Source organism: Shinella sp. (genome assembly GCF_035998705.1).
GTDB lineage: Bacteria > Pseudomonadota > Alphaproteobacteria > Rhizobiales > Rhizobiaceae > Shinella.
On the sequence record NZ_DASYHH010000002.1, the window covers coordinates 52,160 to 77,668 of the forward strand.

Genomic DNA, 25,509 nt, shown 5'->3' on the forward strand with positions numbered 1-25,509 from the left:
GTCTCAATCCTCAATATGTTTAGCCGGCTTCACCCAGCGCCATTGCGTGACCGGCATGGCCGGCCGCCAGCCCGTCATGGTTCCAACCGGTGATGCCCGCGCGATATCGATACGGATCAGCGACCCGCCGAGCCGCGCATGATGGGCAAGAAGCACCGCCTCCATCTCCGTCGTCACCGCATTGGCGACAAGCCGCCCGCCGGGTTTCAGCCCAGCCAGCGCCGCCTCCATCACCCCCGCCTCGCTACCGCCGCCACCGATGAAGACGGCATCCGGCGCCGCGAGCCCGGCAAGCGCCCCCGGCGCCACGCCCTCGACGACCGACAGGCCCGGCACACCAAAATTCTGCGCATTCCGCCGGATGCGGGCGGCCCGCTCGGGATGACCCTCGATTGCGATGGCGCGCAGCGACGGATCGGCCAGCATCCACTCGATACCGATCGAACCCGACCCGGCGCCGATATCCCACAGCAGTTCCCCACGCTTCGGCGCAAGGGCGGAGAGCGTCAGGGCCCGCACCTCGCGCTTGGTGATCTGGCCGTCATGCTCGAAAAGCCCGTCGTCGAGCCCCGGCGTAAAGGCCAAAACCCGCGTCTCGACCCCGGCCACGACCTCGACCGCACAGACATTCAGCATGTCCGCATCCACGAGGGCAAACCGGTCCGCCCGATGGTTGCTCACCCGCTCCCGTGCGCCGCCGAGCGCTTCGAGAACGGTCAGCGTCGAGCCGCCAAAACCGCTTTCGGCCAGCAGGGCCGCCAGCGCCGCCGGCCCGTCGCTGTCCGAGGTGAGCGCCAGAATCCGGCTACCGGGATGCAGATGCGGGCGGATGAGATCGACCGGCCGGCCATGCAGCGACACGCAAACCGTATCCTGCAAGGCCCAGCCCAGCCGCGATGCCGCAAGGCTGAAAGCCGACGGCGCCGGGAAGACGCGCATCTCCGCCCGCGCGATGCGCCGGGACAGCGTGACGCCGACGCCGTAGAAGAAGGGATCACCCGAGGCGAGTACGACGACGGGCCGGCCCCGCGCCGCAAGCACCGCCTCGACGGAGCGCTCGAACGGGCTCAGCCAGACCTGCCGCTCCCCGCGGATCGCCGCATCGGCAAGCTCCAGATGCCGCGCACCGCCGAAGACGATCTCGGCCGCACCGATCGCAGTCTTGGCGTCGTCACCGAGACCCGCTAGACCATCCTCGCCGATCCCGACGATGGAAAGCCACGGGGCGGCCGAAAGGGATCGATCAGGCGTGGACAAGCGACGCATCCTCATATTGGGCGGCACGACCGAGGCCCGCGATCTCGCAAGCCGGCTTGCCGGAAGGCCGGACCTTGCCGTCACGCTGTCGCTTGCCGGCCGCACGCTCGACCCCGCCCCGCAGCCCGTGCCCGTGCGCAGCGGCGGTTTCGGCGGCGTGGAGGGACTTGCCGCCTATCTCGACAACGAGGCCATCGACCTCCTGATCGACGCCACGCACCCCTTCGCCCGGCAGATTTCCGCCAATGCCCGCGCGGCCACTGCCGAAACCGGCGTGCCGCTCCTGCGGCTGGAACGCCTCGGCTGGGACGAGACCGACGGCGACCGCTGGACGCGCGTCGCCTCGACCGATGCGGCCGTGGCGGCCTTGGGCGACGAACCGCGCCGCGTCCTGCTGGCGATCGGCCGGCAGGAGGCAAAGGCCTTCGATGCCGCCCCGCAGCACCATTATCTCGTGCGCAGCGTCGATCCGGTCGATCCGCCGCTGGAGGCGCCGCATGTCGAATATCTGCTCGCCCGCGGCCCCTTCGCTGTCGAGGCGGAGGTCGCCCTTCTGCGAGACCACCGCATCGACGTGATCGTCAGCAAGAATTCCGGCGGCGACGCCACCCATGGCAAGATCGTCGCCGCGCGCATTCTCGGCCTGCCCGTCGTGCTCGTCGATCGGGGCGGGGGCGGCGAAGGCCACCGCGCCGAGACGGTCGAGGACGCGCTGCAACTCGCCGATCATCTGCTGGCATCCTTCAGGAACCGCGGCGTATAGACGAGATCCGGCAGCGAGGGGCGCGCGATGACCCGCGTTTCCGGCGAGCCGATGACCACGCAGGTCGCCATGTCGGCACGCTCCGCCTCCGCCTCGCCGAGCGGCATGACCAGCATACGCTCATCCGGCCGGCCGGCGGCACGGCCGAAGATCACCGGCGTCTCCGCCGGCAGCACCGCGCGCAGGATGTCGAAGGCCCGGCCGAGCTGCCAGGGCCGCGCCTTGCTGATCGGATTGTAGAGCGCGATGACGAGCCCGGCTTCCGACACCATCCGCAGCCGCTTCTCGATGATCTCCCAGGGTTTGAGATTGTCGGAGAGCGAGATCGCGCAGAAATCATGGCCGAGCGGCGCGCCGATGCGGGCCGCGACCGCCAGCATGGCGGTGACGCCCGGCACGACGACGAGATCGACTGTCTTCCAGTCCTCCGGCCCCGCATCGATCGCCTCGCAGACCGCCGCCGCCATCGCAAAGACACCGGGATCGCCGCCCGAAACGACGCAGACATTCACCCCCGCCGCCGCCCGCTCCAGTGCGGCCTGCGCCCGGTTCAGCTCCTCGCGATTGTCGGAGGCCACCTTGATCTGGTCCGGCCGGAGATTGAGCCGGTCGATATAGGGGAAATAGCCGAAGAACTCCGTCGAGGCCTCGACGGCGCGCAGGGCTTCCGGCGTCATCTGGTCCGGATTGCCCGGGCCGGTGCCGATGACGAAGAGTTTTCCGGTCATTCGCGCCCGCTCCAGCCCGGCACGAGCACCAGCGAAAAATAGGGCGCCGTATCGTCGAGCTTTTCCGAAAGCCGCATGGATTTGCCCACCGGCGTGGTGCCGCGCTCGACATAGACCGCCTCGCCCAGCCGGCCGGCCTTCGACAGCGCGCGCCGGATTTTCGGCAGGTTGCGGCCGACCTTCATGATGACGGCGGCCTCGGTATCGACGAGCCGGCGCGACAGCTCCTCCTCGCCCATCGTGCCCGGCAGCACGGAGAGCACGTCGTCGCCCTGCACGATCGGCAGGCCCGACAGCGACCAGCAGCCGGACATCGCCGTGATGCCAGGGATGACTTCCGTCGGGAACCGATCGGCGAGCCGAACGTGCAGGTGCATGTACGAGCCGTAGAACATCGGGTCGCCTTCGGACAGGATCGCCACCGTTCGCCCGGCCGCAAGATGCTCGGCGACCGACGCCGCGGAGGCATCGTAGAAGGCCGTGATCTGGCTCTTGTAGTCGTCGTGGTCCTTGTGGATTTCCGTCGTCACCGGATAGTAGAGCGGCAACTCCACCATGCCGGGCTTCAACAGGCCCTCGACGATCGCCCGCCCATTGCCCGTGCGGCCGGCCTTGGCGAAATAGGCGAGCACGTCCGCCTCGCCGATCGCCCGCACCGCCTTCAATGTCAGCAGTTCCGGATCGCCCGGTCCCGTGCCCACGCCAAAAAGTCGTCCCGTCACCGTCGCCACCATGTTCATAGTCCCGGCCTCGCCAGCGAATTGAGGGCGGCCGCCGTCATGGCGCTGCCGCCGAGGCGGCCGCGCACGATGGCATAGGGCACGCCATAGGAATTTTCCGCCAGCGCATCCTTGGATTCCGCCGCGCCCACGAAGCCGACCGGCATGCCGAGGATCGCCGCCGGTTTTGGCGCGCCGTCGCGCAGCAGTTCGAGCAGGTAGAACAGTGCCGTCGGCGCATTGCCGATCGCCACCACGGAGCCCGCCATGCGATCGAGCCAGAGCCGGATGGCGGCCGCCGAGCGCGTGTTGCCGCTTTCCGCGGCAAGTTCTGGCGTGCGCGGATCGCGCAGCGTGCAGATGACGTCATTGTTCGCCGGCAAACGCGCCGCCGTCACGCCACGGGCGACCATTTCGGCATCGCAGAAGATCGGCGCGCCGGCCTGAAGTGCGCCGCGTGCGGAGGCGACGAAATCCGGCGAGAAGACGAAATGCGGCGCCGCCTCGACGAGGCCGGCGGCATGGATCATGCGCACCGCCACATCGGCTTCCGCCTCGGAGAAACGCGACAGATCGGCCTCCGCGCGGATGATCGCAAAGGATTTTTCATAGATGGCGTTGCCATCCTTGATGTAGTCGTACTCGGTCATGTGAGGCCTTGATATGCGGAAGCGAGGGTCGCGGGCGCTGTGCGGTCGAGCAGGCTTTTGGCCGTCTCGTTTTCCGCGCGGCGCGCGCGCAGGAGGGTGCCGATGCGCTGGATTGCGGGCTCCAGCGTTTCGGGGGAAACCGTTGCCGTGGGCACATCGCTAGCCCGGCCATGCGCAACGAGACCGACGCCGGCTACCGTTCCGCAGAGTGTGACGGCAGCGCCGGCCGGATGGGCGCAGCCCTTCGGGCAGCCGGAAATGTGCACGTCGACGGAACCATCCAGCAGCACATCCGCATGCGCCACCAGGGCGTCCGCCGCCGCATGGGTGTCGAAGGTGCCGGAGGCGCAGCCGGCGGCCCCGGCGCAGATCGAGATCGCGCGCCCCGGCGCATCGGCCGAGCTCCAGAAACCTTCGCGATCGGCATGCACCCGAGCGGCGGCAAGCGTCGCCTCGGAGAGGCCGCGGACCAGAAGCGTGCGATGCGGCGCAAGGCGGAATTCGACGGCGCCGCAGGCGGACAGCCCGTCCAGAAGGGCAGCCAGATGGTCGGCATGCATCTGGCCATAGGCGGGCGCAAAGCCGAGCACGCTTTCGCCGCCGATGTCGTGAAGGCCGAGCGGATGCCGCAACGGCATGGGAGGCAGCGCAAGCGGAACCTGACCGGCACTCAGCGCCTCCGGATCGAGGTCGCGCCCCCGCGCGGCCGGGCCGATGACAGCAAGGGCTTCGACGACCGTCACGGTGCCGTCGATGACCGCTTCAGGAGAGAGCAGGGCCACAGCCTTCGCGGTCGTCCGGTCTCCGCCGACCGACAGCCGCCAGGCAAATCCCTCCGCCTGCGCAACGGCGTCGAGCCGGATATCGGCAACCATGTCGCCAAGGTTAAGCTGGCCGCCACCATCGACGACGATGGCAAGTTTCGGCGCAAGCCGGAGCCCCTTACCCGCGATGGCATGACGAAGCGCCTCGGCAACCGGCGTCGCATCGGCAATTTCGGACGGGTCGACGCCCGCAAGCGGCGGCACCTCGATCGCGACACCCGTTTGCGGCACGGTGCCGGCGGCCGAAAGACCCGCCGCGAGGCGCGGCACCGTATCCGCGCTCAGGCCGCGAAGCTGAAAATTGCCGCGGGCGGTGATCTCGATCAGGCCGTTGCCATGTTCGCGTGCGAGATCGGCAAGCGCATGCAGGTCCCGCGCAGTGAGCGCAGCCGCGACGGGCCGCAGGCGCACCAGCAGGCCGTCACCCGTCTGCATCGGCGTGGCAAGGGATGGACAGGCACCCCGGCGGAGGACGGTGCGCTCGAGGGCGAGGATCGCCGTCATGCCGCGCCCTCTTCGCTTTCGGTTGCGGGACGGCGGATCAGGTAGGTATCCATGATCCAGCCGTGTTTTTCACGCGCATCGCGGCGGGTGTCGCTGATGGTCTGCGCTATCTCGGCGAGCTTGCCGGAGAGCAGGATTTCGTGCGGCGTGCCGAGATAGGCGCCCCACCAAATGTCCGCATCCGCATCCGCCACCGTGCGAAAAGCCTGCACGCCATCCAGCATGACCAGCGCGTCGCGCGTGCCGTCCGGCCAGCCTTCGGAAAGCCTGCGGCCGGTGGTGATCTGCACGGGCAGGCCGATGCGGTTCAGCGCGATGCCGTGGCTGGCGCAAAGCGCCTGCACGCTGGTGATGCCGGGAATGACCTCCGTCTCGAAGGCGACGCGCCCGGCGGTGCGGACATGCTCGACGATGCGCAGCGTGCTGTCGTAAAGCATCGGATCGCCCCAGACGAGCAGGCCGAGCGTCTCGTCCTCGCCGACCGCGTTCAGAAGCGTGCGCTGGTAGACGGCGGCGATGGCGCGGTGCCAGTCGTGCACGCCGTCCTCATAGGAACCGTCGGCGCGGCGCACCGGCACGGTGTAGTCACAGATGCGGCAGGCGGGGTTTGTCAGGAACCGGTCGCAGATCTCGCGGCGCGCGTCGGCGAGAAAGGCCTTCTCGTCGCCCTTCACCGGTATGAGCAGCACATCCGCCCGGTTCAGCGCATTGATCGCCTGAACGGTCATGTGCTCGGGATTGCCCGCGCCGATCCCGATGACCAGTAGTTTTCTCAAATTCCGTCTCCCGTGCGGCATCCGCTCCCGGTTTGCGGCCCGATTTGGATCCCGCACCCCTTCCTAATCCCAAAAGCCCACGGAAAACAGTCCCCGAAACGCGTCCTTTGCCGGTCTTTTTGAGACTTGGGACCAATCGACATTCAGTTCAGGCCGTGCCGAAAATGGTGAGTTTCCGTGATCCGGAGCGCAGCGTACTTTCGGTACGTGAGCACCGGAAGCGCGGAAAATCGCCATTTGCAAGCCGGCATGGGCTGAATGTCGATTGGTCCTAGGCGGCTGCGCGGCTCGTGAGATAGGCGCGCGGCGAGGCGCCCAGCATGCGCTTGAACATGGTGGTGAAGGCCGGCACGCTTTCATAGCCCGTATCGAGCGCGACGCGCGTCACCGGCTCGCCGGCCGCAAGCCGCGGCAGGCAGGCGAACAGACAGGCCTGTTGCCGCCAGGTCACGAAGCTGACCCCCATTTCCTCGCGAAAGAACCGCGTGAAGGTGCGCCGGCTCATGTTGAGGTGTCTTGCCCAGTCGTCGATCTTCGCCGTCGGCGAGGGCTGCTCGACGAAATCGCGGCAAAGCCCGGCCAGCCGGCCGCTTGCCGGAAAGGGCAGGCCGAGACGGCGTTCCGGCAGGCGGCCGATCTCGTCGAGCAGCAGCGCCATGACGAGATCGGCCCGGCCGCGCTCCTCGGGAACCGGCCCCTGCCGCACCGCCTCGGTGATCAGCTGGCGGGCAAGGTCCGTCACCTCCAGCACGGCCGGCTCCAGCGAGGCCGCCAGCCCTTCCGGCGAGTAGATGTAGACGGAACGCATGCTGACATCGCTGTACATCTCGACGGAATGTTCGAGCCCGCGCGGGATGAGCAGCGCATGGCCGGGCGGGATCATCCAGCGGCCGCGCTCCGTGCCGACCAGCACGACGCCGGCAAAGACGCAGAGAAACTGCGTGCGCCGGTGGCGGTGCGGCGGCACGACATACCCGCCCGGAATCTCCGAACTGCGGATCAGAACGTCCTCGTTGGACTGTTCCAGCGACGAAAGGGTACGGATGTGATCGTCGTCGAGCGCCCGCAGGCGCTCCTGGGTGAGTTTTTCCATCTTTGGCCCACTCGCGTAAGAAATGGACCTCAGCACAAAAGCAGGCCGCAGGCAATCCTTGTATGAGAGCGGCGTCAATACCGGGCGGATCATTCGAGGCCATTATGTCCACTGTCGTTCCCGCAGCGCCCCGCGCGGCTGCCAGCACCACCTATTCCATCATCGTCGCCGTCAGCGTCTGCCACATGCTGAACGACATCATGCAGTCGCTGCTGACGTCGCTCTATCCGCTGCTCAAGGAAAACTACGCGCTGGACTTCGTGCAGATCGGCCTGCTGACCATGGCCTTCCAGGTCACGGCGTCACTCCTGCAGCCCGCCGTCGGCATCGTCACGGATCGCTGGCCGATGCCCTTCTCGCTGCCGGTCGGCATGGGCAGCACCTTCGTCGGCCTCATCCTGCTCGCCTATGCGCATTCCTTCCCCATGCTGGTCTTCGGCGCCTGCCTGATCGGCCTCGGCTCGGCGATCTTCCATCCGGAATCCTCGCGCGTCGCGCGCCTTGCCTCCGGCGGCCGCCATGGCCTCGCGCAGTCGATGTTCCAGGTCGGCGGCAATGCCGGCACGGCGATCGGCCCGCTGCTCGCCGCCTTCATCGTGCTGCCCTTCGGCCAGACGAGCGTCGCCTGGTTCTCGGCCGTGGCGCTGGTGGGCATGGTCCTGCTCACCTGGGTCGGCAACTGGTATGCCGGCGAGCGCCGGCTTGCCGCCGGACGCCCCGCCGTCAGCCGCGAACTGCCCTTGGCGCGCGGCCGCGTCATGTGGGCCTTCGCCGTGCTCGTTCTGCTGACGACGACGAAGAACGTCTACCTCTCCAGCCTTTCCAGCTACTTCACCTTCTACACGATCGAGAATTTCGGCCTCGGCGTGCGCGATGCGCAGTTGATGCTGTTCCTTTTCCTCGGCGCATCCGCCGTCGGCGTCTTCATGGGCGGCCCGATCGGCGACCGCTTCGGCACGCGCTTCGTCATCTGGTTCTCGATCCTCGGCGTCATCCCCTTCGCGCTGATGCTGCCCTATGCCAACCTGTTCTGGACGGGCGTGCTGACGGTGCTGATCGGCCTGATCTTCTCCTCGGCCTTTTCCGCCATCGTCGTCTTCGCGCAGGAGCTGGTGCCGGGCCGCGTCGGCATGATCGCCGGCATCTTCTTCGGCTTCGCCTTCGGCGCCGGCGGCCTCGGTGCCGCGGTGCTCGGCGGCTTCGCCGATACGCACGGCATCAACTTCATCTACAAGGTCTGCTCCTACATGCCGCTGCTCGGCATCCTGACGATCCTGCTGCCCCGCCTGCCGGGCAAACACTGAGACGCAAAACGCCCGGCGATGAGCCGGGCGTCAGTTTGCCGACAGGCCCCACGAACACTCCACGTCATCCTCGGGCTTGTCCCGAGGATCTGCCAACGTATCGTTAAATCAAAGGGTTGCAGATGCCCGGGACAAGCCCGAGCATGACGGAGGAGAGGTTTTGGGACTTTGTCCGCAATTCGACGCCCGGCTCATGCCGGGCGTTTTTCATTGCAGGAAAACCTTAAATGCGTGCCCCGGCCAAATGCGCGATCTGCGCGCCGAGCTCGTAATAGCCTTCCCGCACCGAGCGGAACGACTGCGCCTCCGGTTCGCTCACCGGCAGGGGCAAATCCTTTTCCGCGATCTCGCCGGAAACGAGCTGCGCCAGCGTGCGGCCGAAGACGGTGCCGGGCGCGATGCCGCGGCCGTTATAGCCGGAAAAGCCGATGACGTTTTCGGCAAGCCGGTGGAAGCGCGGCAGGTTGTCGGCGGTCATGCCGATCTTGCCGTACCATTCCGCCTCGAAGGCAATATCGCCGATCTCCGGAAACAGTTTTTTCAGCGCGCGCCGCGCCCAGGCCTTGTGGATGCCGGTGCCGGTGCCGCGCAGCGCGCCGACGCTGCCGAACACCAGCCGGCCGCGCTTGTCGAAGCGGAAGGAGGAGAGGATCTCCTTCGTATCCCACGCACCCTGCTTCTCCGGCAAAATCTTCGCCTGCATCTCGCGCGAAAGCGGCACGGTGGCGAAGTTGAAATAGGGCAGGTGCAGCAGTTCGGCGCGCACCTCGTTCCAGGGCGCCACCGTATAGGCATTGGTGGCGACGACCACCCAATCCGCCGTCACCGAACCGCGCGCGGTGTTCACCGTCCAGCGCTTGCCCGTCCGCTCCGCACCCGTCACCGGGCTTGCGGTGAAAACCTGTGCCCCGGCCGTTATCGCCGCCCGCGCCAGGCCGCGCGCATAGGCGAGCGGCTGGATCGTGCCGGCGCGCAGGTCGAGCAGCGAGCCGGCATAGGCGTCCGTGCCGACCTTCACCGCCGTTTCGGCTGCATCGAGCAGCCGCACCGGCGCACCGCGCCGCGCCCATTGTTCGGCGCGCTGCTTCAATTCGTCGAGGCCGGACTGGCCGACGGCGCAATGCAGCGTGCCGGCCGGGTTGATCTCGCAGTCGATCCGGTGTTTCTCGACGAGGTCGAACACCGCGCGCGGCGCATTGCCGAGCAGCTCCAGCAGCCGGCCGCCATGCTCGTCGCCCAGCACGCCGGGCAGCTCGTCCGGCATCACCCACATGCCGGCATTGACGAGGCCGACATTGCGCCCCGAGCCGCCATAACCGATCTCCGCCCCTTCGAGCAGCACGACCCGCGTGCCGCGCTCCGCCAGGTGCAGCGCCGTCGAAAAGCCGGTGTAACCGCCGCCGACGATCACCACATCCGCCTCCGCCGTTCCGGAAAAGGCGACGGTTTCGGGTGCGGGCGGAGCGGTCAGCTCCCAAAGGCCATGGGAGCGCGGGTCGTTGAGCATGGGCGTCTGTCTTTTCCGGAGGAGAATTTTCTGGCCGCACCATCGGCGATGCGGCACCGGGACTAAAGCAAAAATTGCGAACGGGGTCATGCCTCATCCGCATGATACCCCCTCAGGGAACTTCCTTGGCGATCCACGCGCGAAAAGCCTGGCTCAGCGGGTTTTCCAGTTTTCCCTCCGGCAGCACGAGGTAATAGCTGTTCTGCGTCTCCATCGGCCGGTCGAAGACCACCGCGAGCCGGCCGCTCGCCAGTTCCTGCTCGATGAGGTAACGCGGCAGCAGCGCGAAGCCGAGGCCTGCGACGGCCGATTCGATGACCATGGCGAACTGGTCGAAGCGATGGCCGCGATAGGCCGTGTCCGACGCGCCGCCGTTCAGCTCGAACCACTGCGCCCACAATTTCGGCCGTGTGGCGAGATGCAGCAGCGGTGCGGCCTCCAGGTCCTTCGGCTCGGAAAGCTTCCAGGATTCCAGGAGCGCCGGGCTCGCCGCCGGCAGGATGACCTCGCTGCACAGGTAGGAGCAGGCCGCCCGCGCCCAGACCGGCTGGCCATAGTGGATCGCCAGGTCGAAATTCTCCTCGTCAAAGTCAAAAGGTGCGGAGCGCGAGGCGATGTTGACGATCGTGCCCGGATGCTGAGCCAGAAAGCCCGGAATGCGCGGCGTCAGCCAGCGGCTGCCGAAGGTCGGCAGCGTGGCGATGGAGAGGCTGTGTTCGGACGAGGCGGACGCCATGGCGCGCAGCATGGTCTCTTCCGTCTGGTGCAACAGCTTGCGCACCTCCGGCAGGAAACGCCGCCCGTCCTCCGACAGCACCACGCGCTGGCGCACGCGCTCGAACAGCAGCACGCCGAGCTGTTCCTCGAGATCCTTGATCTGCCGGCTGACGGCGCTCTGGGTGAGGTTCAGCTCGTGGGCGGCCTGCGTGAAGCTGCCATGGCGCGCGGCACATTCGAAGGCCTGCAGCGTGGTCACGTCCGGGATCAGCCTTCGACTGAGCTTCATTCTTTCCTCGCATCAACATAGTCAGAACGGTCGCAATCGCTCAAGGAAACGATCCGGTATTATCCGTTTTGAGAATGAACAGGGCCTTCCCACCCTTGTAAAGCAATTCCAGGAAAAGAGTGAAACGGTTTTCCGTCCGGAATTGCGTTAAACAGATGAGACCGCTTCCCATGAAAGCAAATTCGCACGTTTCCGCCGACACGATCCGCTCGGATTTCTCCGCCGCCATGTCCGCCATGTACCGGGACGAGGTTCCGGCCTATGGCACGCTGATGTCGCTGGTCGCCACGGTGAACGCCGAAACGCTCGCCGCCGATCCGTTGCTGAAGGACCGCCTGGAAGCGACCGACTCGCTCGACCGCATCTCGGAAGAGCGCCACGGCGCCATCCGCCTCGGCACGCGGGAAGAGCTGTCGATGATGCGCCGCGTCTTCGCCGTCATGGGCATGTTTCCTGTCGGCTATTACGATCTCTCGACCGCCGGCGTTCCCGTCCACTCAACCGCCTTCCGCCCGGTCGGCGCGGAAAGCCTGAGCCGCAACCCGTTCCGCGTCTTCACCTCGCTGCTCCGCCTCGATCTCATCGCCGACGAGGCGCTACGCAACGAGGCCGCCGAGGTGCTTGCAGCGCGAAAAATCTTCACCGACGAAGCCGTCGCGCTGGTGGAAAAGGCGGAGCGTGACGGCGGCCTCGATGCCGCCGATGCCGCCCGCCTTGTGAGCGAAGTGCTCGAAACCTTCCGCTGGCACGACCACGCCATCGTCAGCACCGACATGTACAAGCGCCTGCACGATGCGCATCGCCTCATCGCCGACGTCGTCTCCTTCAAGGGACCACATATCAACCACCTGACGCCGCGCACCCTCGACATCGACAAGGTGCAGGCCCGCATGCCGGAAGAGGGCATCGCGCCGAAGGCCATCGTCGAAGGCCCGCCCACCCGCAAGTGCCCGATCCTGCTGCGCCAGACCTCGTTCAAGGCGCTGGAGGAGGCCGTCTCCTTCATCGGCGCCGACGGCAGCTGGCAGAAGGGTTCGCACACCGCCCGCTTCGGCGAGATCGAGCAGCGCGGCGTGGCGCTGACGCCGAAGGGCCGCGCCCTCTACGACAAACTTTTGAACGACACCCGCGCCCGCGTGCGCCCGGCCGCCGATGGCTCCAACGCCGCCGAATACGAGGCTGCCCTTGCCGATGTCTTCAAGGCCTTCCCGGACACCTGGGACGGCATCCGCAAGGCCGGGCTCGGCTATTTCAGCTACTCGCTGACCGAAAAGGGCAGAAACGTCTCCGGCCGTAGGGCCGATCTTGAAACCGCCATCGAAGCCGGCCTCATCCAGTTCGACCCGATCGTCTACGAAGATTTCCTGCCGGTCAGCGCCGCGGGCATCTTCCAGTCGAACCTCGGCGACGACGCGGCGCAGGATTTCGTCGCAAGCCCGAACCAGGTGATGTTCGAACGCGATCTGGGCGCGACCGTGCTCGACGAATTCGCCCACTATGCCGGCATCCAGCGCGCCTCGCTTGAAATGTGCCTCGCCATCGTCAACATGGCGGCCGCTGCGGAGTAAGGGACAAGCCGATGGTCGAGGCACGCCATATCGAAACGCTGAAAAGCCTGCTCGGCGAGAAGGGTCTTCTCACCGCGCCCGGCGACATGGCTGCCTACGAGACGGGCGCGCGCTACGACAAGGGCCGCGCCGCCTTCGTCGCCCGCCCCGCCTCCACGCAGGAGGTCTCCGCCGTCGTTTCCTACTGCGTGAAAAACGGCATCGCCCTCGTCCCGCAATCCGGCAATACCGGCCTCGTCTCCGGCTCCACGCCGGATGCGACCGGCGGCCAGGGCGTGCTCAGCCTCGACCGCCTCACCGCCCCCTTCGACCTCGACCGGGTCAACCGCACCGTCAAGGTCGGCGCGGGCCTGCGCCTCTCCGATCTCAACGGCAGGCTGGAAGAAGGCGGCCTGTTCTTCCCCATCGACCTCGGCGCCGATCCGCGCCTCGGCGGCATGATCGCGACCAACACCGGCGGCTCGCGGTTCCTGCGCTACGGCGACGTGCGCCGCAACACGCTGGGCCTGACAATCGTGCTCGCCGACGAGGCCGGCACCGTGCTCGACCTCTCCTCCGGCCTGCGCAAGAACAACACCGGCGTCGACTGGAAGCAGCTCTTCATCGGCACCTCCGGCGCCTTCGGCATCGTCACCGAATGCGTGCTGAACCTCGAACCTTCGCCAAAACAATCCGCGACCGCCCTCCTCGTGCCCGCCTCGGACGAACAGGTCGCGACCCTGCTCGTCGCCATGGAAGACGCGCTCGGCAGCTACCTCTCCGCCTTCGAAGGCATGTCCGGCAATGCCGTGCGCGCAGCCCTCGACCACGTGCCCTCGCTGCGCAATCCCTTCCAGGGCGGCATCGTGCCGGATTTCGTCATCCTCGCCGAGATCTCCCGCTCCAATCCGCCGCGCGAAGGCGAGCAGCCGCTCGATGCGGTGCTGGAAGAGGTGCTCGCCGCGATCTGGGAGCGCGAGGACGCGCCGCTCGCCGACGCCTTCGTCGGCCCGCCGCACGAGATCTGGGCGCTGCGCCATGCGCTGTCCGAAGGCGTAAAACATAGCGGGCGATTGATCGCCTTCGATCTGTCCTTCCGCCGGGGTGACATCATGCCCTTCCTTGCCCATATGAAGGCGGAGATGCCGGATCACTTCGAGGACGTGACGATCTGCGATTTCGGCCATATCGGCGATGGCGGCGTGCACTTCAACCTTGTCGTGGCGAAGGACGATCCGCGGCTCGCCGATCCCGATTTCGAGATGGACCTGCGCGACTGGGTCTTCACCGTCGCGGTCGAACAGTTCGGCGGCAGCTTCAGCGCGGAACACGCCATCGGCCGCAAGAACCAGGCTTTTTATGACAAATACACCCCGGACGAGCTGCGCAGGCTGGCGGCCGGGCTGAAGACCATCACCTCGCCGGGCCTGCTCGGCGCCATGACCTTTTAACAAGACATCAGGGAGAATACCCATGACGAAAGTCGACGTGAAACAGGAAACCGCCGCCCTTCTCGATAAGCTCGGCGTGCCCCGCGCCGCTTGGGAAGGCGGCGACATGGCCTCCTACAGCCCGGTCACCGGCGAGGAGATCGCCAGGCTGAAGACCGTTTCGGCCGCCGACGCCGCCAAGGCGATCGAAGCCGCCTATGACGCCTTCAAGGAATGGCGCCTCGTGCCTGCCCCCAAGCGCGGCGAGCTCGTGCGCCTGCTCGGCGAGGAACTGCGCGCCGCCAAGGCCGATCTCGGCCGCCTCGTTTCCATCGAAGCCGGCAAGATCACCTCGGAAGGCCTCGGCGAAGTGCAGGAAATGATCGACATCTGCGATTTCGCGGTCGGCCTCTCCCGCCAGCTCTACGGCCTCACCATCGCCACCGAGCGGCCCGGCCACCGCATGATGGAAACCTGGCACCCGCTCGGCGTCGTCGGCATCATCTCCGCCTTCAACTTCCCGGTCGCCGTCTGGTCGTGGAACACGGCACTGGCGCTGGTCGCCGGCAATTCCACCGTCTGGAAGCCGTCTGAAAAGACCCCGCTCACCGCGCTTGCATCGCAGGCGATCTTCGAGCGCGCCCTCGCCCGCTTCGGCGAAGCCCCGGCGAACCTCTCCCAGGTCCTGATCGGCGACCGCGCCATCGGCGAAGTGCTTGTCGACCACACCAAGGTCGCGCTCGTCTCGGCCACCGGCTCCACCCGCATGGGCAAGGAAGTCGGCCCGCGTCTGGCCAAGCGTTTCGCCCGCTCGATCCTCGAACTCGGCGGCAACAATGCCGGCATCGTCTGCCCGTCCGCCGATCTCGACATGGCGCTGCGCGCGATTGCCTTCGGCGCCATGGGCACCGCCGGCCAGCGCTGCACGACGCTGCGCCGCCTCTTCGTGCATGACAGCGTCTACGACCAGCTCGTGCCGCGCCTGAAGAAGGCCTATACAAGCGTTTCCGTAGGCAACCCGCTGGAAACCTCGGCCCTCGTCGGCCCGCTCGTCGACCGCCAAGCCTTCGACGGCATGCAGAAGGCTCTCGCAGCTGCCAAGGCCGAAGGCGGCACCGTCACCGGCGGCGAGCGCGTCACCGAGGCCGGCAAGGAAACGGCCTATTACGTCAAGCCGGCCATCGTCGAAATGCCGAAGCAGGCCGGCCCGGTTCTCGAAGAGACCTTCGCGCCGATCCTCTACGTCATGAAATATTCCGACTTCGACAAGGCGCTGGAAGACCACAACGCGGTCGCCGCCGGCCTCTCCTCGTCGATCTTCACGCTGAACGTCCAGGAAGCCGAACGCTTCCTCTCGGTCGATGGCTCCGACTGCGGCATCGCCAATGTCAACATCGGCACGTCCGGCGCGGAAATCGGCGGCGCCTTCGGCGGTGAGAAGGAAACCGGCGGCGGCCGCGAGAGCGGCTCCGACGCCTGGAAGGCCTATATGCGCCGCGCCACCAACACGGTGAACTATTCGAAGGCCCTACCGCTCGCCCAGGGCGTCTCCTTCGATATCGAGTAAGCAGCCATGGATAGCCACTCCAAAACCGAGGAGGCGGGCTTTACGCCCGCCTCGCGTATCGCCGCCATCGGCGTCTCGAAAATCCTGCAGATCGGCGCCCGCGCGAGCGCCATGAAGAAGGACGGCCTGCCGGTCATCATCCTCGGCGCGGGCGAGCCCGATTTCGACACGCCGGACAACGTCAAGGAAGCCGCCAAGGCCGCCATCGACCGCGGCGAGACGAAATACACCGCGCTCGACGGCACGCCGGACCTCAAGAAGGCGATCGCGGAGAAATTCCGGCGCGAAAACAACGTCGACTACGCGCTCGACGAAATTACCGTCGCAACGGGCGCCAAGCAGATCCTGTTCAACGCCTTCATGGCGACGATCGATCCGTGCGACGAGGTGATCATCCCGACACCCTACTGGACCTCCTATTCCGACATCGTGGAAATCTGCGGTGGCGTGCCGGTGCTGATCCCCTGCGACGCCGAAGCCGGCTTCCGCCTCAAGGCCGACCAGCTCGAAAAGGCGATCACGCCGAAAACCCGCTGGGTGCTGCTGAACTCGCCGTCCAACCCCTCGGGCGCCGCCTACAGCGAGGCCGACTACCGCCCGCTCATCGACGTGCTGCTCCGGCACCCGCATGTCTGGCTGATGGTCGACGACATGTACGAGCACATCGTCTATGACGGCTTCCAATTCGTCACTCCCGTCGCCATCGAACCGCGCCTGAAGAGCCGCACGCTGACCATCAACGGCGTCTCGAAGGCCTATGCCATGACCGGCTGGCGCATCGGCTATGCCGGCGGCCCGAAGGCGCTGATCAAGGCCATGGCCGTCATCCAGAGCCAGGCGACCTCCTGCCCCTCCTCCGTCAGCCAGGCCGCCTCCGTCGAGGCGCTCAACGGCCCGCAGGATTTTCTGAAGGACCGCCAGGCGAGCTTCAAGCACCGCCGCGACCTCGTCGTCTCGGCGCTGAACGCCATCCCGGGCCTTACCTGCCGCACTCCGGAAGGCGCCTTCTACACCTTCTCCGGCTGCGCCGGCGTGATCGGCAAGGTAACGCCCAGGGGCAAGCGCATCGAAGCCGACAGCGACTTCACGGATTACCTGCTGGAAGACGCCCATGTCGCCGTCGTGCCCGGCTCCGCCTTCGGCCTCTCGCCCTTCTTCCGCATCTCCTACGCCACGTCGGAAGCGGAATTGACCGAAGCCCTGAAGCGCATCGCGGACGCCTGCGCAAAGCTCGCCTGAGCCGCCAGACACCGGGAGAAGGGGCCGGAAGGCGCCTTCTCCCGTGACGTTTGCGCCCTTATTGCCAAAAAGATTGCTCCTGAGGCGGCTGTTTCAGCGCCGGGTCGAACTCGGCCGTCTTGATTGCCGCAAAATTTTGCTGTACCGATCATTTCTGATGTACGTACCTCATAATTCGACATGCCGAAACGCTAGGAAACGGGATCAGGGCTCGGGAGGCAACAGAATGAATGAATTCAAGATCAAGCCGGAATATTCCATAACCGATGAACAATCTCTTCGGGGCCTGTTCGAAGCGACCCATACTCTGGCAATCCTGAAATGTCAGGACACGCTCGGCGCGCATGCGCAAGAGTTCATCCGGCGCTCACCCTTCCTGTGCATCGGCACACAGAACCTCGACGGAAAGGCGGATGTCAGTCCTCGCGGTGACCCTGTCGGTTTCGTCAAAATTCTGGACGAGCGGACGCTGGCGATACCGGACAGGCCCGGCAACAACCGCCTGGACACGCTGGTCAACATCATCGCCAATCCAAGCGTCGGGCTGCTGTTCATCATTCCGGGGTTTGACGACACGTTGCGTGTGAACGGCCAGGCCACCCTCGTAAACGACCCTGAACTTCTGAAGAGCATGAGCGTCAACGACCGCGCGCCCAAACTCGCGATCGTGGTCAAGGTGAGCGAAGTTTTCATGCATTGCGCCAAGGCCTTTCGGCGCTCGCATTTGTGGAGCCCGGATCATTTCCAGGATCGCACGGAGATGCCGTCTCTCGTGAAAATCATTCTGGATGAAACGACCGGCGCCCCCAGCGACAAGGATGAGATGCGCAAGATAGACGATGATCTGGAAGAAGATTACCGCAGGACACTGTACTGACCGGTTGAAAAACGCCCCGGTTTAACCGCAGGGTTATCGCATATGGCGGGAAACCGTTGCCGTTTTCACCTTCTCCCCGCGGGGAGAAGGTGAAAACCGCAAAGTCGAATTCCATATGCGATAGCCCCCGGCGAACCGGGGCGTTGAAGCCTTGCCGGGAACTCAGGCGGCCCGGGCGCTGTGGCTTTCCTGCGCGTAGTAATGGCCGAAGCGGTTGGCGAGGAAGGCTTCGAGCGCGATTTCTTCCTGGCGGACAAAGCCCTCAGCGCGCAGCGTGCCGTCGGCGAGCATGTCGAGCACGGCGCAGATCGAGCCGGCCGTCGTGATCTGGATGGCCGAATGCAGCATGCCGGCGATCGGCGCGCTGTAGACCTTGTTGGCGTAGGTTTCCTGGATCAGGCGGCCACCCTTGCGGCCCGAAACGGTCACGAAGACGATGACGACGTCCTGCGTGGTGGTCGGCAGCGCGTTCTCGAAAATGTCCTTGAGCACTTCGCGGCGATGGCGCAGGCCGAGGTCATTCAACAGCGCCTTCATGATGGCGGCGTGGCCGGGATAGCGGATCGTCTTGTAGTTCAGGGTGCGCACCTTGCCCTTCAGCGATTCGCAGAGCGTGCCGAGGCCGCCGGACGTGTTGAAGGCTTCATAGGTCACGCCGTCGAGCGAGAATTCTTCGCGCTCTTCCAGGGCCGGCACTTCGATCAGCGCGCTTTCGACGATCGCCTCGCAGGGCTCGATATATTCGTTGATGACGCCGTCCGTGCTCCAGGTGAGGTTGTAGTTGAGCGCATTGGACGGGTACTGCGGCAGGGCGCCGACGCGCATGCGCACGCTTTCGAGCGAATCGAAGCGGCTGGCGAGATCGTTGGCGACGATGGAGATGAAGCCCGGTGCCAGGCCGCACTGCGGAATGAAGGCGGTCTTGGCGGTCTCTGCGATACGCTTGACCTGACGGGTGGATTCGACGTCTTCCGTGAGGTCGAGATAGTGCACGCCGGCGGCGGCTGCCGCCTCGGCGATCGCGACCGTCAGGTGGTAGGGCGCGGCGGAAAGCACGGCGAACTTGCCGGTCAGCAGGTCCTTCATGGCGGCAGCGTCGGCAATGTCGACGACCTTGGTCGAGACGGCGGCGTGGCGCTCGACGGCGGCAAGCTGCTCGTCCGAACGGTCCGCGACGGTGACGCTGTAATCCCCGCTGTGAGCCAGCATGCGCGCGATGGTCGAGCCGATCTTGCCTGCGCCGATGACGACGATGTCCTTCATGTGATTTCCCTCCGGCATGAATTGATGCGCTTATTTTGCCGGCGGGAGCTGTCGATTTAAAGCGCCATATCCGGCATAATACATCATCGATATCGGCAGAATGACGATGGATATGAGCATAACGACACTAGCCGCCAAGGATCGCGAGCTTCTCGCCATCCTCAGCGAAAACGCCCGCGAACAGACCGCGACCATCGCCCGCAAGCTCGGGCTGTCGCGCACCACCGTGCAGGCAAAGATCGACCGGCTGGAGCGCGATGGGGTGATCGCCGGCTACGGCGTCAAACTCTCCGACGCCTACGAAAGCGGCATGGTCAAAGCCCACGTGCTGATCACCATCGCGCCCAAAACGCTTGCCCGCATCACGACCGAGCTGCACGCCATCTCCGCCGTGCGCACGCTGCATTCCGTCAGCGGCAGCTTCGACCTGATCGCGATCGTGGAAGCGACATCGATCGCCGAACTCGACCACCTGATCGACCGCATCGGCGAAATCGAGGGCGTGGAACGCACGCTGTCGTCGATCATTCTTTCGACGCGGATCAGGCGGTAGGTGATTGCCTGCGGCCTCAACGACCCCCAACGAGGCCACGCACCTCTCCTCCGTCATCCTCGGGCTTGACCCGAGGATCCACGCATCACCGCAGGCGTTGAATTTGTCGCATGGATCCTCGGGTCAAGCCCGAGGATGACGGAGGGTGGGTGAGTTCGCCCTCACATCACCGCCGTCAAGCGATGAACCGCTCCGGCCGATACGGCCCGATATTGATGACGGTGCGCTCGCCCAGCATCTTTTCCGCCAGCACGCGGCCGGTGATCGGACCCAGCGTCATGCCGTGATGGGCGTGGCCGAAGGCGAACCAGAGGCCGGAATGGCGCGGCGCCTTGCCGATGATCGGCATCATGTCCGGCGTGCAGGGGCGGCAGCCCATCCAGGGTTCCTCGTCGCGGCGCTCGGCGAGCGGGAAGAATTCACGCGCCACCTTTTCCGCCCGGCGCAGCTGCACCGGCGTCTTGCGCGTGTCGCGCCTTGCGAATTCGGCGCCCGTGGTGAGGCGAATGCCGCGCTGCATCGGCGCCAGGAAATAGCCGCGCTCGGCATCGAGCACCCAGTTGTTGAGATGCGCGCCCTCTTCCGCCCCGTAATGCATATGGTAGCCGCGCTTGACGGCGAGCGGAAAGCGATAGCCGAGCTTGCGCGTCACCGTATCGGCCCAGGGGCCGAGCGCCACCACCACTTCCCTGCCTTCGAGCGGCCCGTCCGGCGTCGCGATGCGCCAGCCCTCGCCCTCCAGCACATGTTCGATCGTCGCCGCGTCACCCGATTGGAGCGTGCCACCAAGCGACTGGAAATAGGCAAGGTAGCGCTTCATCAGGCTCTGCGGATCGAGGATCGACCAGGGGTCGGTCCAGCGCAGGCCGCCGGTCAGCTCCGCACGGATGGAGGGTTCGGCCGCAGCCACCTCCGCCGTCGTCAGCTTCTGGTGGTTGACGCCGAAATTGGCGGAGAGCTTTTCCGCATCCGCATAGGCCGCGTCGCGCGCCTTTTCCGAGCGGAAAACCTTCATCCAGCCGTCCTTGCGGATGAGGTCCTCGGCACCGGAGGCGGCGATCAGGTCGGCATGTTCGGAAATCGAATTCTCGATCAGCGGTGCATAGAGATGCGCGATGCTCTGGTGCTGGCGGAAGCCGGAATGCCACCAGTAGCGCGCGAGGAACGGGATGATGCCGGGGATTGCCGACGGGTGGTAATGCGCATCGATCGTGTTGTTCAGCGCATAACGGAACAGCGCGCCAAAATCGTGCGGGAAACCATAGGGGAAGACGCCCTCGCGCTGGATCAGGCCGGCATTGCCGTAGGAGGTCTCTTCCGCGGCACCGCGGCGATCGACGAGCACCACCGACTTGCCGCGCCGCGCCAGATGGATCGCGGTCGAAATGCCGATCACGCCTGCGCCGAGAACAATGACATCCGTCTTCATGTGCTGCCCCATAGTCCACATTCCCATGCCCTGATCCATTGCATGGCCCCAATGCGGGATGCAAGCCGCTTGCTTGCGGCAAAGCGCCTTGACGCAGGCGGCCGGGACGATAGCCTCCCGCCACGACGAGACACCCGAAAGGACACGGCATGCGGTTTGGCACGGCGAGCGAACTCTGGCGTTATCCCGTCAGCTCGCTGACCGGCGAAAGGCTCGAAACCGCCGACCTCGACGACACCGGCATTGCCGGCGACCGGCTATGGGGCCTCTTCGACGCGGACAGCGCTGCGGTCGCCGCACCGGAAAGCGAACGGCGCTGGCGACCCGTGCCGGGCCTTCGATCCCGGATCGGCGCCGACGGCCCCGAGATCAGCCAGGACGGCACGACGTGGCATGCCGTCCCCTCGCCGCCCGCCGACAAGACGGCATCGGATCATCTCGGTTTTCCCGTCCGCTTCCGGTCCTTCGGCGAGGCGGACGCCGCACCCCGCTACGACCGCGGCCACCTGCATATCCTCACCACCGCGTCGCTCGCGCGCCTGCAAGCCCTGCTGCCGGCGGCGATCATCGACATCAGGCGCTTCCGCCCGAACATCCTGGTGCAGACCGACGACAACGACGTCGATTTCGTCGAGCAAAGCCTGATCGGCAAAGCATTGCGCATCGGCGCTGCAACCGTCGACATCACCGAACCCTGCACCCGCTGCGCCTTCACCGCGCTCGGCCAGCCTGGCATCCCCTTCGACAAGGACGTGTTGCACACCATCGCCAGACATGGCGGCGGCGGTTTCGGGGTTCTGGCGAAAGTGCTGAGCCCGGGCCGCATAGGCCGCGGCGACATCGTGACCCTGGATTAGGCCACCGACTGTCCGGCAAGCCTGAGCAGGTTCTCGATCGCCGCGCGCTCGAAGCCGCCGATGCCCTCGGAAATATCGGCCTTGATCGCCGCCGCCACGGCATCCTCGTCGCGCTTGCGCAGCGCCTCGATGGCTTCCACATGGCGATCGACGAAATAGAGCTGGGCGACATGCTCCATGGCGATGCCGAGGAAGGGGCCGAGCTGGAGCCAGATGCTCTCCACCATCGGCATGATCACCTGCTCGGGATTGGCGGTGTATAGCGTGCGATGGAATTCCTGGTTCAACAGCAGCGCCGTCGCATTGTCCTTGCGCCCGATCGCCTCGTCCTGCGCCTTGTCGATCTCGGCGAGCCGGTCGATGCGGCGTTCGGTAATGTGCGGCACGGCACGGCGCGCGGCGTGCTGTTCGAGCAGCGAGCGCAGGGAGACGAGCTCGGAAAACCGGTCGGCCGTCATGCGCGGCACCATGATGCGGCGGTTGTCGAGCACCCTGAGCGCCCCCTCGGAGCTCAGCCGGCGCAGCGCCTCGCGCACCGGCGTCGGACTGCTCTCCATGGCTTCGGCAATGCCGCGGATGGTGAGCGATTCGCCCGGCCGGATCGAGCCCACCATGATCGCCTGGCGAAGCCGACGATGCGCATATTCATGCGTCGTCATGCCGTCCGGCCGGTCCAGCGGCTCAAGCGCCAAAATGCCCAATCCATCCCTCCTGTGACCGCCCGCGAGGTGTTATCCTGCCCTCGAAACAGGTTCTAGCAGCTTGACCGGCGACAAGAAAGTGTGCATATTTTCAAAATGTGATCACAAAAATAATTATGTGATATGGAAAAAGCCATGACCCCGAACGAAGACTCCAACTGGCTGATCACCGCCGACGGCGTGGAAAGCATCCAGGCCGTCGTCTGCGACCTGAACGGCATCCTGCGCGGCAAGCGCGTGCCCGTCGGGCAGGCGGAAAAGGTGCTGAAGGGCGGCATCCGCATGCCGCTGTCCATCGTCGGCGTCGACGTCTGGGGCGAGGACATCGTCGGCTCCAGCCACGTCTTCGCCTCGGGCGACATGGACGGCATCTGTGCCGCGACCGGCCGCGGGGCTCTTCCGGTAAGCTGGACGCTGAAACCCTCCGCCGTCGTGCCGCTCTGGCTGTTCAAGGAAAACGGCGATCCCTTCCTCGCCGATCCGCGTCAGGCGCTCGCCAATATCGTGCGGCAATATCACGAGCTCGGCCTTCGCCCCGTCGTCGCCTCCGAGATGGAATTCTACCTGATCGACGCCGAGCCCGACCATGCGCAGCCGCCGATCTCGCCCTATACCGGCAAACGGCTGGATTCCGACGCCATCCTCTCGATCGACGAGCTCGACGATTTCGGCCAGTTCTTCTCCGACGTCTATGCCGAATGCGAGCGGCAGAACGTGCCGGCGGATTCGGCCGTCGCCGAAAACGGCATCGGCCAGTTCGAAATCAACCTCATGCATTCCGACGATCCATTGAAGGCGGCCGACGACGCGCTGTTCTTCAAGCGCATCATCAAGGGCATCGCGCGCAAACACGGTTTTGCCGCCACCTTCATGGCAAAACCCTACGGCATGCGCTCCGGCAGCGGCATGCACATGCATTTCAGCCTGATCGACGCCGACGGCAACAATGTCTTCGACGATGGCAGCGCGGAAGGCTCCGAAATCATGAAACACGCCGTCGCGGGGCTGACGCGCGGCATGGCGGAATCGACCCTGCTCTTCGCGCCGCATTTCAACTCCTACCGGCGCCTCAGGCCGGATACCCACGCCCCCACCTCCGTCTCCTGGGGCTATGAGAACCGCACCGCCGCCATCCGCATTCCCGGCGGCAACAACAAGGCGCGCCGCATCGAGCACCGCGTCGCCGGCGCCGATGCCAATCCCTATCTCGTCATGGCCGGCATCCTCGGTGCCGCCCTCGTCGGCATCCGCAACAAATGGGAGCCGCCGGCCCCGGTCTCGGGCCGCGCCTATCTCTCGCAATTGCCGCGCATCCCCTCGGAATGGGGTTCCGCCGTCACCGCCTTCGAAAACGGCGCGATCGTCTCGGAAATCTTCGACGCGGATCTCCGCTCCATGCTGATCGCCTGCAAGCGGCAGGAAATCGCCGGTTTTGCCGAACAGGTGACCGACTTCGAATTCAGCGCCTACCTGGAAATCGTCTGATGGCCACGAATGAATCCTATGCCGGCAACGGCGCCTATCCCGACAGCTACTACGCCGCCTCCCGCAACATTCTGCGCACGCCAAAAATTCTCGAAGGCGCGGTGACGGCCGACGTCGCCGTGCTCGGCGCCGGCTATTCCGGCCTGTCGACCGCCATCCACCTCGCCGAAAAGGGCTACAGGGTCGTGGTCGTCGAAGGTGCCGGCATCGGCTGGGGCGCGTCCGGCCGCAACGGCGGCCAGATCGTCAACGGCCTCAATGCCAGCCTCGACACGATCAAGCGCCGTTATGGCGACGAGGCCGGCGCCTTCGTCGGCGGCCTCGTGCAGGAAGGCGGCAAGATCATCCGCCGCATCGTCTCTGAGTACGACATCGATTGCGACATGAAGACCGGCAACATCTATGCCGCCTATACGCCCGCCCATATGAAGGAGCTGGAGCACAAGAAGGCGCTCTGGAAGAGCTATGGCATGGACGACCACCAGATGCTCGACAAGGCGGCGATGCGCAAGCTCGTCGACACCGACGCCTATGTCGGCGGCATGTTGGACACGACCGGCGGCCACATGCACCCGCTCAACCTCACGCTCGGCGAGGCGAAGGCGCTCGAATCGCTCGGCGGCGTGATCTACGAACAGTCGCCCGTCACCCGCGTCGAGCACGAGGCCGAAAAGCCGGTGATCCACACGGCGAAAGGCAGCGTCACCGCCAATGTCGCGGTGCTCTGCGGCAATGCCTATCTCGGCCATGTCGTGCCCAAACTCGTCTCGCGCGTCATGCCGGTCTCGACGCAGATGATGGCGACCGAACCGCTCGGCGGTCGCGCCGACGCACTCATCCCAAGCGACATGTGCGTCGAGGATGTGCGCTACATCCTCGACTATTTCCGCCTGTCGGCCGACAAGCGCATGATCTTCGGCGGCGGCACCGTCTATGGCGGCACCGACCCGGCGGACGTTCAGGCCAAACTGCGCCCGAACCTCGAAAAGGTCTTTCCCTCGCTGAAGGGCGTGAAGATCGATTACGCCTGGAGCGGCAATTTCGCCCTCTCCTTCTCCCGCGTGCCGCAGATGGGCAAGATCGGCAGGAACACCTATTTCGCCCATGGCTACAGTGGCCACGGCGTCACCGGCTCCCACCTCTTCGGCCGCATCCTCTCGGAAGCCATCGACGGCGACCTCTCCCGCTTCAGCCAGTTCGAAAAGCTCCCCTGGATCCCCTTCCCCGGCGGCCGCATGTTCCGCGCACAGTATTCCACGATCGGCTCGTGGTGGTATCAGTTCAAGGACGCTTTCGGGCTGTAGTCGGCGTAGCCACCCCCCTCTGGCCTGCCGGCCATCTCCCCCTCAAGGGGGGAGATCGGCAAGAGGCTTGAACAGCGCCCACACTCTACCCTCTGTGATGGGCGGGAGGTTGCTCCATCCAATCTC

The 25,509-nt window shown here is 65.8% G+C and carries 23 protein-coding genes; 11 read left to right on the top strand and 12 right to left on the bottom strand.

The window, feature by feature from the left end; genetic code table 11:
• Positions 1-3 precede the first annotated feature (3 nt).
• The gene (cbiE, locus tag VGN93_RS00290) at positions 4-1,266 is read right to left on the bottom strand and encodes a precorrin-6y C5,15-methyltransferase (decarboxylating) subunit CbiE (protein ID WP_414713966.1); all 1,263 of its coding nucleotides are present in this window, start codon (positions 1,264-1,266) and stop codon (positions 4-6) included.
• Here cbiE and VGN93_RS00295 point away from each other — a divergent pair.
• Complete coding sequence (locus tag VGN93_RS00295) at positions 1,250-2,020, top strand: cobalt-precorrin-6A reductase (protein WP_327505878.1); 771 nt, start codon at positions 1,250-1,252, stop codon at positions 2,018-2,020. The two genes, cbiE and VGN93_RS00295, sit on opposite strands and share 17 nt — an antisense overlap.
• Here the strand turns inward: VGN93_RS00295 and VGN93_RS00300 are convergent.
• The 6 genes from VGN93_RS00300 to VGN93_RS00325 all read right to left on the bottom strand — a co-directional run bounded on the left by VGN93_RS00300 (position 1,984) and on the right by VGN93_RS00325 (position 7,314).
• Positions 1,984-2,748, bottom strand: coding sequence for a precorrin-3B C(17)-methyltransferase (locus tag VGN93_RS00300; RefSeq protein ID WP_327505879.1), 765 nt, complete (start codon positions 2,746-2,748; stop codon positions 1,984-1,986). The two genes, VGN93_RS00295 and VGN93_RS00300, sit on opposite strands and share 37 nt — an antisense overlap.
• Positions 2,745-3,482: a precorrin-2 C(20)-methyltransferase gene (locus VGN93_RS00305; protein ID WP_327505896.1), complete on the bottom strand. Its 738-nt coding sequence runs from the start codon at positions 3,480-3,482 to the stop codon at positions 2,745-2,747. Before VGN93_RS00305 ends, VGN93_RS00300 begins: the two co-directional genes overlap by 4 nt.
• A gap of 2 nt (positions 3,483-3,484) precedes the next feature.
• On the bottom strand, positions 3,485-4,117 hold the full coding sequence (locus VGN93_RS00310) for a precorrin-8X methylmutase (protein WP_327505880.1): 633 nt from the start codon (positions 4,115-4,117) through the stop codon (positions 3,485-3,487).
• Positions 4,114-5,445, bottom strand: coding sequence for a precorrin-3B synthase (gene cobG / locus VGN93_RS00315; RefSeq protein WP_327505881.1), 1,332 nt, complete (start codon positions 5,443-5,445; stop codon positions 4,114-4,116). Before cobG ends, VGN93_RS00310 begins: the two co-directional genes overlap by 4 nt.
• A complete protein-coding gene (cobF, locus tag VGN93_RS00320) occupies positions 5,442-6,221 on the bottom strand; it encodes a precorrin-6A synthase (deacetylating) (protein WP_327505882.1) in 780 nt (259 codons plus the stop codon). The genes cobG and cobF overlap by 4 nt, the downstream gene beginning before the upstream one ends.
• 271 nt (positions 6,222-6,492) lie before the next feature.
• Entirely contained in the window at positions 6,493-7,314 is an 822-nt protein-coding gene (locus VGN93_RS00325) for a helix-turn-helix transcriptional regulator (protein ID WP_327505883.1), read from the bottom strand.
• A gap of 104 nt (positions 7,315-7,418) precedes the next feature.
• Between VGN93_RS00325 and VGN93_RS00330 the strand changes: the two genes are divergently transcribed.
• On the top strand, positions 7,419-8,618 hold the full coding sequence (locus tag VGN93_RS00330) for an MFS transporter (RefSeq protein WP_327505884.1): 1,200 nt from the start codon (positions 7,419-7,421) through the stop codon (positions 8,616-8,618).
• Between the two features lie 223 nt (positions 8,619-8,841).
• Here VGN93_RS00330 and VGN93_RS00335 read toward each other — a convergent pair whose 3' ends face one another.
• Together VGN93_RS00335 and VGN93_RS00340 are read right to left on the bottom strand one after the other, a co-directional pair.
• Positions 8,842-10,125 carry an FAD-binding oxidoreductase gene (locus VGN93_RS00335; RefSeq protein ID WP_327505885.1) on the bottom strand — a complete coding sequence of 428 codons (1,284 nt, stop codon included), beginning with the start codon at positions 10,123-10,125 and terminating at the stop codon, positions 8,842-8,844.
• Positions 10,126-10,237: 112 nt separating this feature from the next.
• Positions 10,238-11,131, bottom strand: coding sequence for a LysR family transcriptional regulator (locus VGN93_RS00340; protein ID WP_319324610.1), 894 nt, complete (start codon positions 11,129-11,131; stop codon positions 10,238-10,240).
• A 170-nt stretch (positions 11,132-11,301) separates the two neighbouring features.
• Between VGN93_RS00340 and hglS the strand changes: the two genes are divergently transcribed.
• The 5 genes from hglS to VGN93_RS00365 all read left to right on the top strand — a co-directional run bounded on the left by hglS (position 11,302) and on the right by VGN93_RS00365 (position 17,791).
• Positions 11,302-12,699: a 2-oxoadipate dioxygenase/decarboxylase HglS gene (gene hglS, locus VGN93_RS00345; RefSeq protein ID WP_327505886.1), complete on the top strand. Its 1,398-nt coding sequence runs from the start codon at positions 11,302-11,304 to the stop codon at positions 12,697-12,699.
• An 11-nt stretch (positions 12,700-12,710) separates the two neighbouring features.
• Complete coding sequence (locus VGN93_RS00350) at positions 12,711-14,129, top strand: FAD-binding oxidoreductase (RefSeq protein WP_327505887.1); 1,419 nt, start codon at positions 12,711-12,713, stop codon at positions 14,127-14,129.
• A 22-nt stretch (positions 14,130-14,151) separates the two neighbouring features.
• Positions 14,152-15,675, top strand: a complete 1,524-nt coding sequence (locus VGN93_RS00355; protein WP_327505888.1) for an aldehyde dehydrogenase family protein — start codon at positions 14,152-14,154, stop codon at positions 15,673-15,675.
• Positions 15,676-15,681: 6 nt separating this feature from the next.
• On the top strand, positions 15,682-16,914 hold the full coding sequence (locus VGN93_RS00360) for a pyridoxal phosphate-dependent aminotransferase (RefSeq protein ID WP_327505889.1): 1,233 nt from the start codon (positions 15,682-15,684) through the stop codon (positions 16,912-16,914).
• Positions 16,915-17,140: 226 nt separating this feature from the next.
• Positions 17,141-17,791: a pyridoxamine 5'-phosphate oxidase family protein gene (locus VGN93_RS00365; RefSeq protein ID WP_327505890.1), complete on the top strand. Its 651-nt coding sequence runs from the start codon at positions 17,141-17,143 to the stop codon at positions 17,789-17,791.
• 162 nt (positions 17,792-17,953) lie between these two features.
• Here the strand turns inward: VGN93_RS00365 and VGN93_RS00370 are convergent, their stop codons facing one another.
• Positions 17,954-19,054 (bottom strand): saccharopine dehydrogenase family protein, encoded by a 1,101-nt coding sequence (locus tag VGN93_RS00370; RefSeq protein WP_327505891.1) that lies wholly within the window; start codon positions 19,052-19,054, stop codon positions 17,954-17,956.
• Between the two features lie 112 nt (positions 19,055-19,166).
• Between VGN93_RS00370 and VGN93_RS00375 the strand changes: the two genes are divergently transcribed.
• The gene (locus VGN93_RS00375; protein ID WP_256119571.1) at positions 19,167-19,607 is read left to right on the top strand and encodes an Lrp/AsnC family transcriptional regulator; all 441 of its coding nucleotides are present in this window, start codon (positions 19,167-19,169) and stop codon (positions 19,605-19,607) included.
• Positions 19,608-19,782: 175 nt separating this feature from the next.
• On the opposite strand, the gene VGN93_RS00380 is transcribed toward VGN93_RS00375, so the two are convergent.
• Positions 19,783-21,036, bottom strand: a complete 1,254-nt coding sequence (locus tag VGN93_RS00380; RefSeq protein ID WP_319324828.1) for an FAD-binding oxidoreductase — start codon at positions 21,034-21,036, stop codon at positions 19,783-19,785.
• A 149-nt stretch (positions 21,037-21,185) separates the two neighbouring features.
• Here VGN93_RS00380 and VGN93_RS00385 point away from each other — a divergent pair, with 149 nt between their 5' ends.
• Complete coding sequence (locus tag VGN93_RS00385; protein WP_327505892.1) at positions 21,186-21,893, top strand: MOSC domain-containing protein; 708 nt, start codon at positions 21,186-21,188, stop codon at positions 21,891-21,893.
• On the opposite strand, the gene VGN93_RS00390 is transcribed toward VGN93_RS00385, so the two are convergent.
• Positions 21,890-22,552 (bottom strand): GntR family transcriptional regulator, encoded by a 663-nt coding sequence (locus VGN93_RS00390; RefSeq protein WP_327505897.1) that lies wholly within the window; start codon positions 22,550-22,552, stop codon positions 21,890-21,892. The genes VGN93_RS00385 and VGN93_RS00390 overlap by 4 nt on opposite strands.
• A 177-nt stretch (positions 22,553-22,729) precedes the next feature.
• On the opposite strand from VGN93_RS00390, the gene VGN93_RS00395 reads away from it, so the two are divergent.
• Both VGN93_RS00395 and VGN93_RS00400 read left to right on the top strand, forming a co-directional pair.
• A complete protein-coding gene (locus tag VGN93_RS00395) occupies positions 22,730-24,079 on the top strand; it encodes a glutamine synthetase family protein (RefSeq protein ID WP_327505893.1) in 1,350 nt (449 codons plus the stop codon).
• Positions 24,079-25,383 carry an FAD-binding oxidoreductase gene (locus tag VGN93_RS00400; RefSeq protein WP_327505894.1) on the top strand — a complete coding sequence of 435 codons (1,305 nt, stop codon included), beginning with the start codon at positions 24,079-24,081 and terminating at the stop codon, positions 25,381-25,383. Before VGN93_RS00395 ends, VGN93_RS00400 begins: the two co-directional genes overlap by 1 nt.
• The last annotated feature ends 126 nt before the right edge of the window (positions 25,384-25,509 follow it).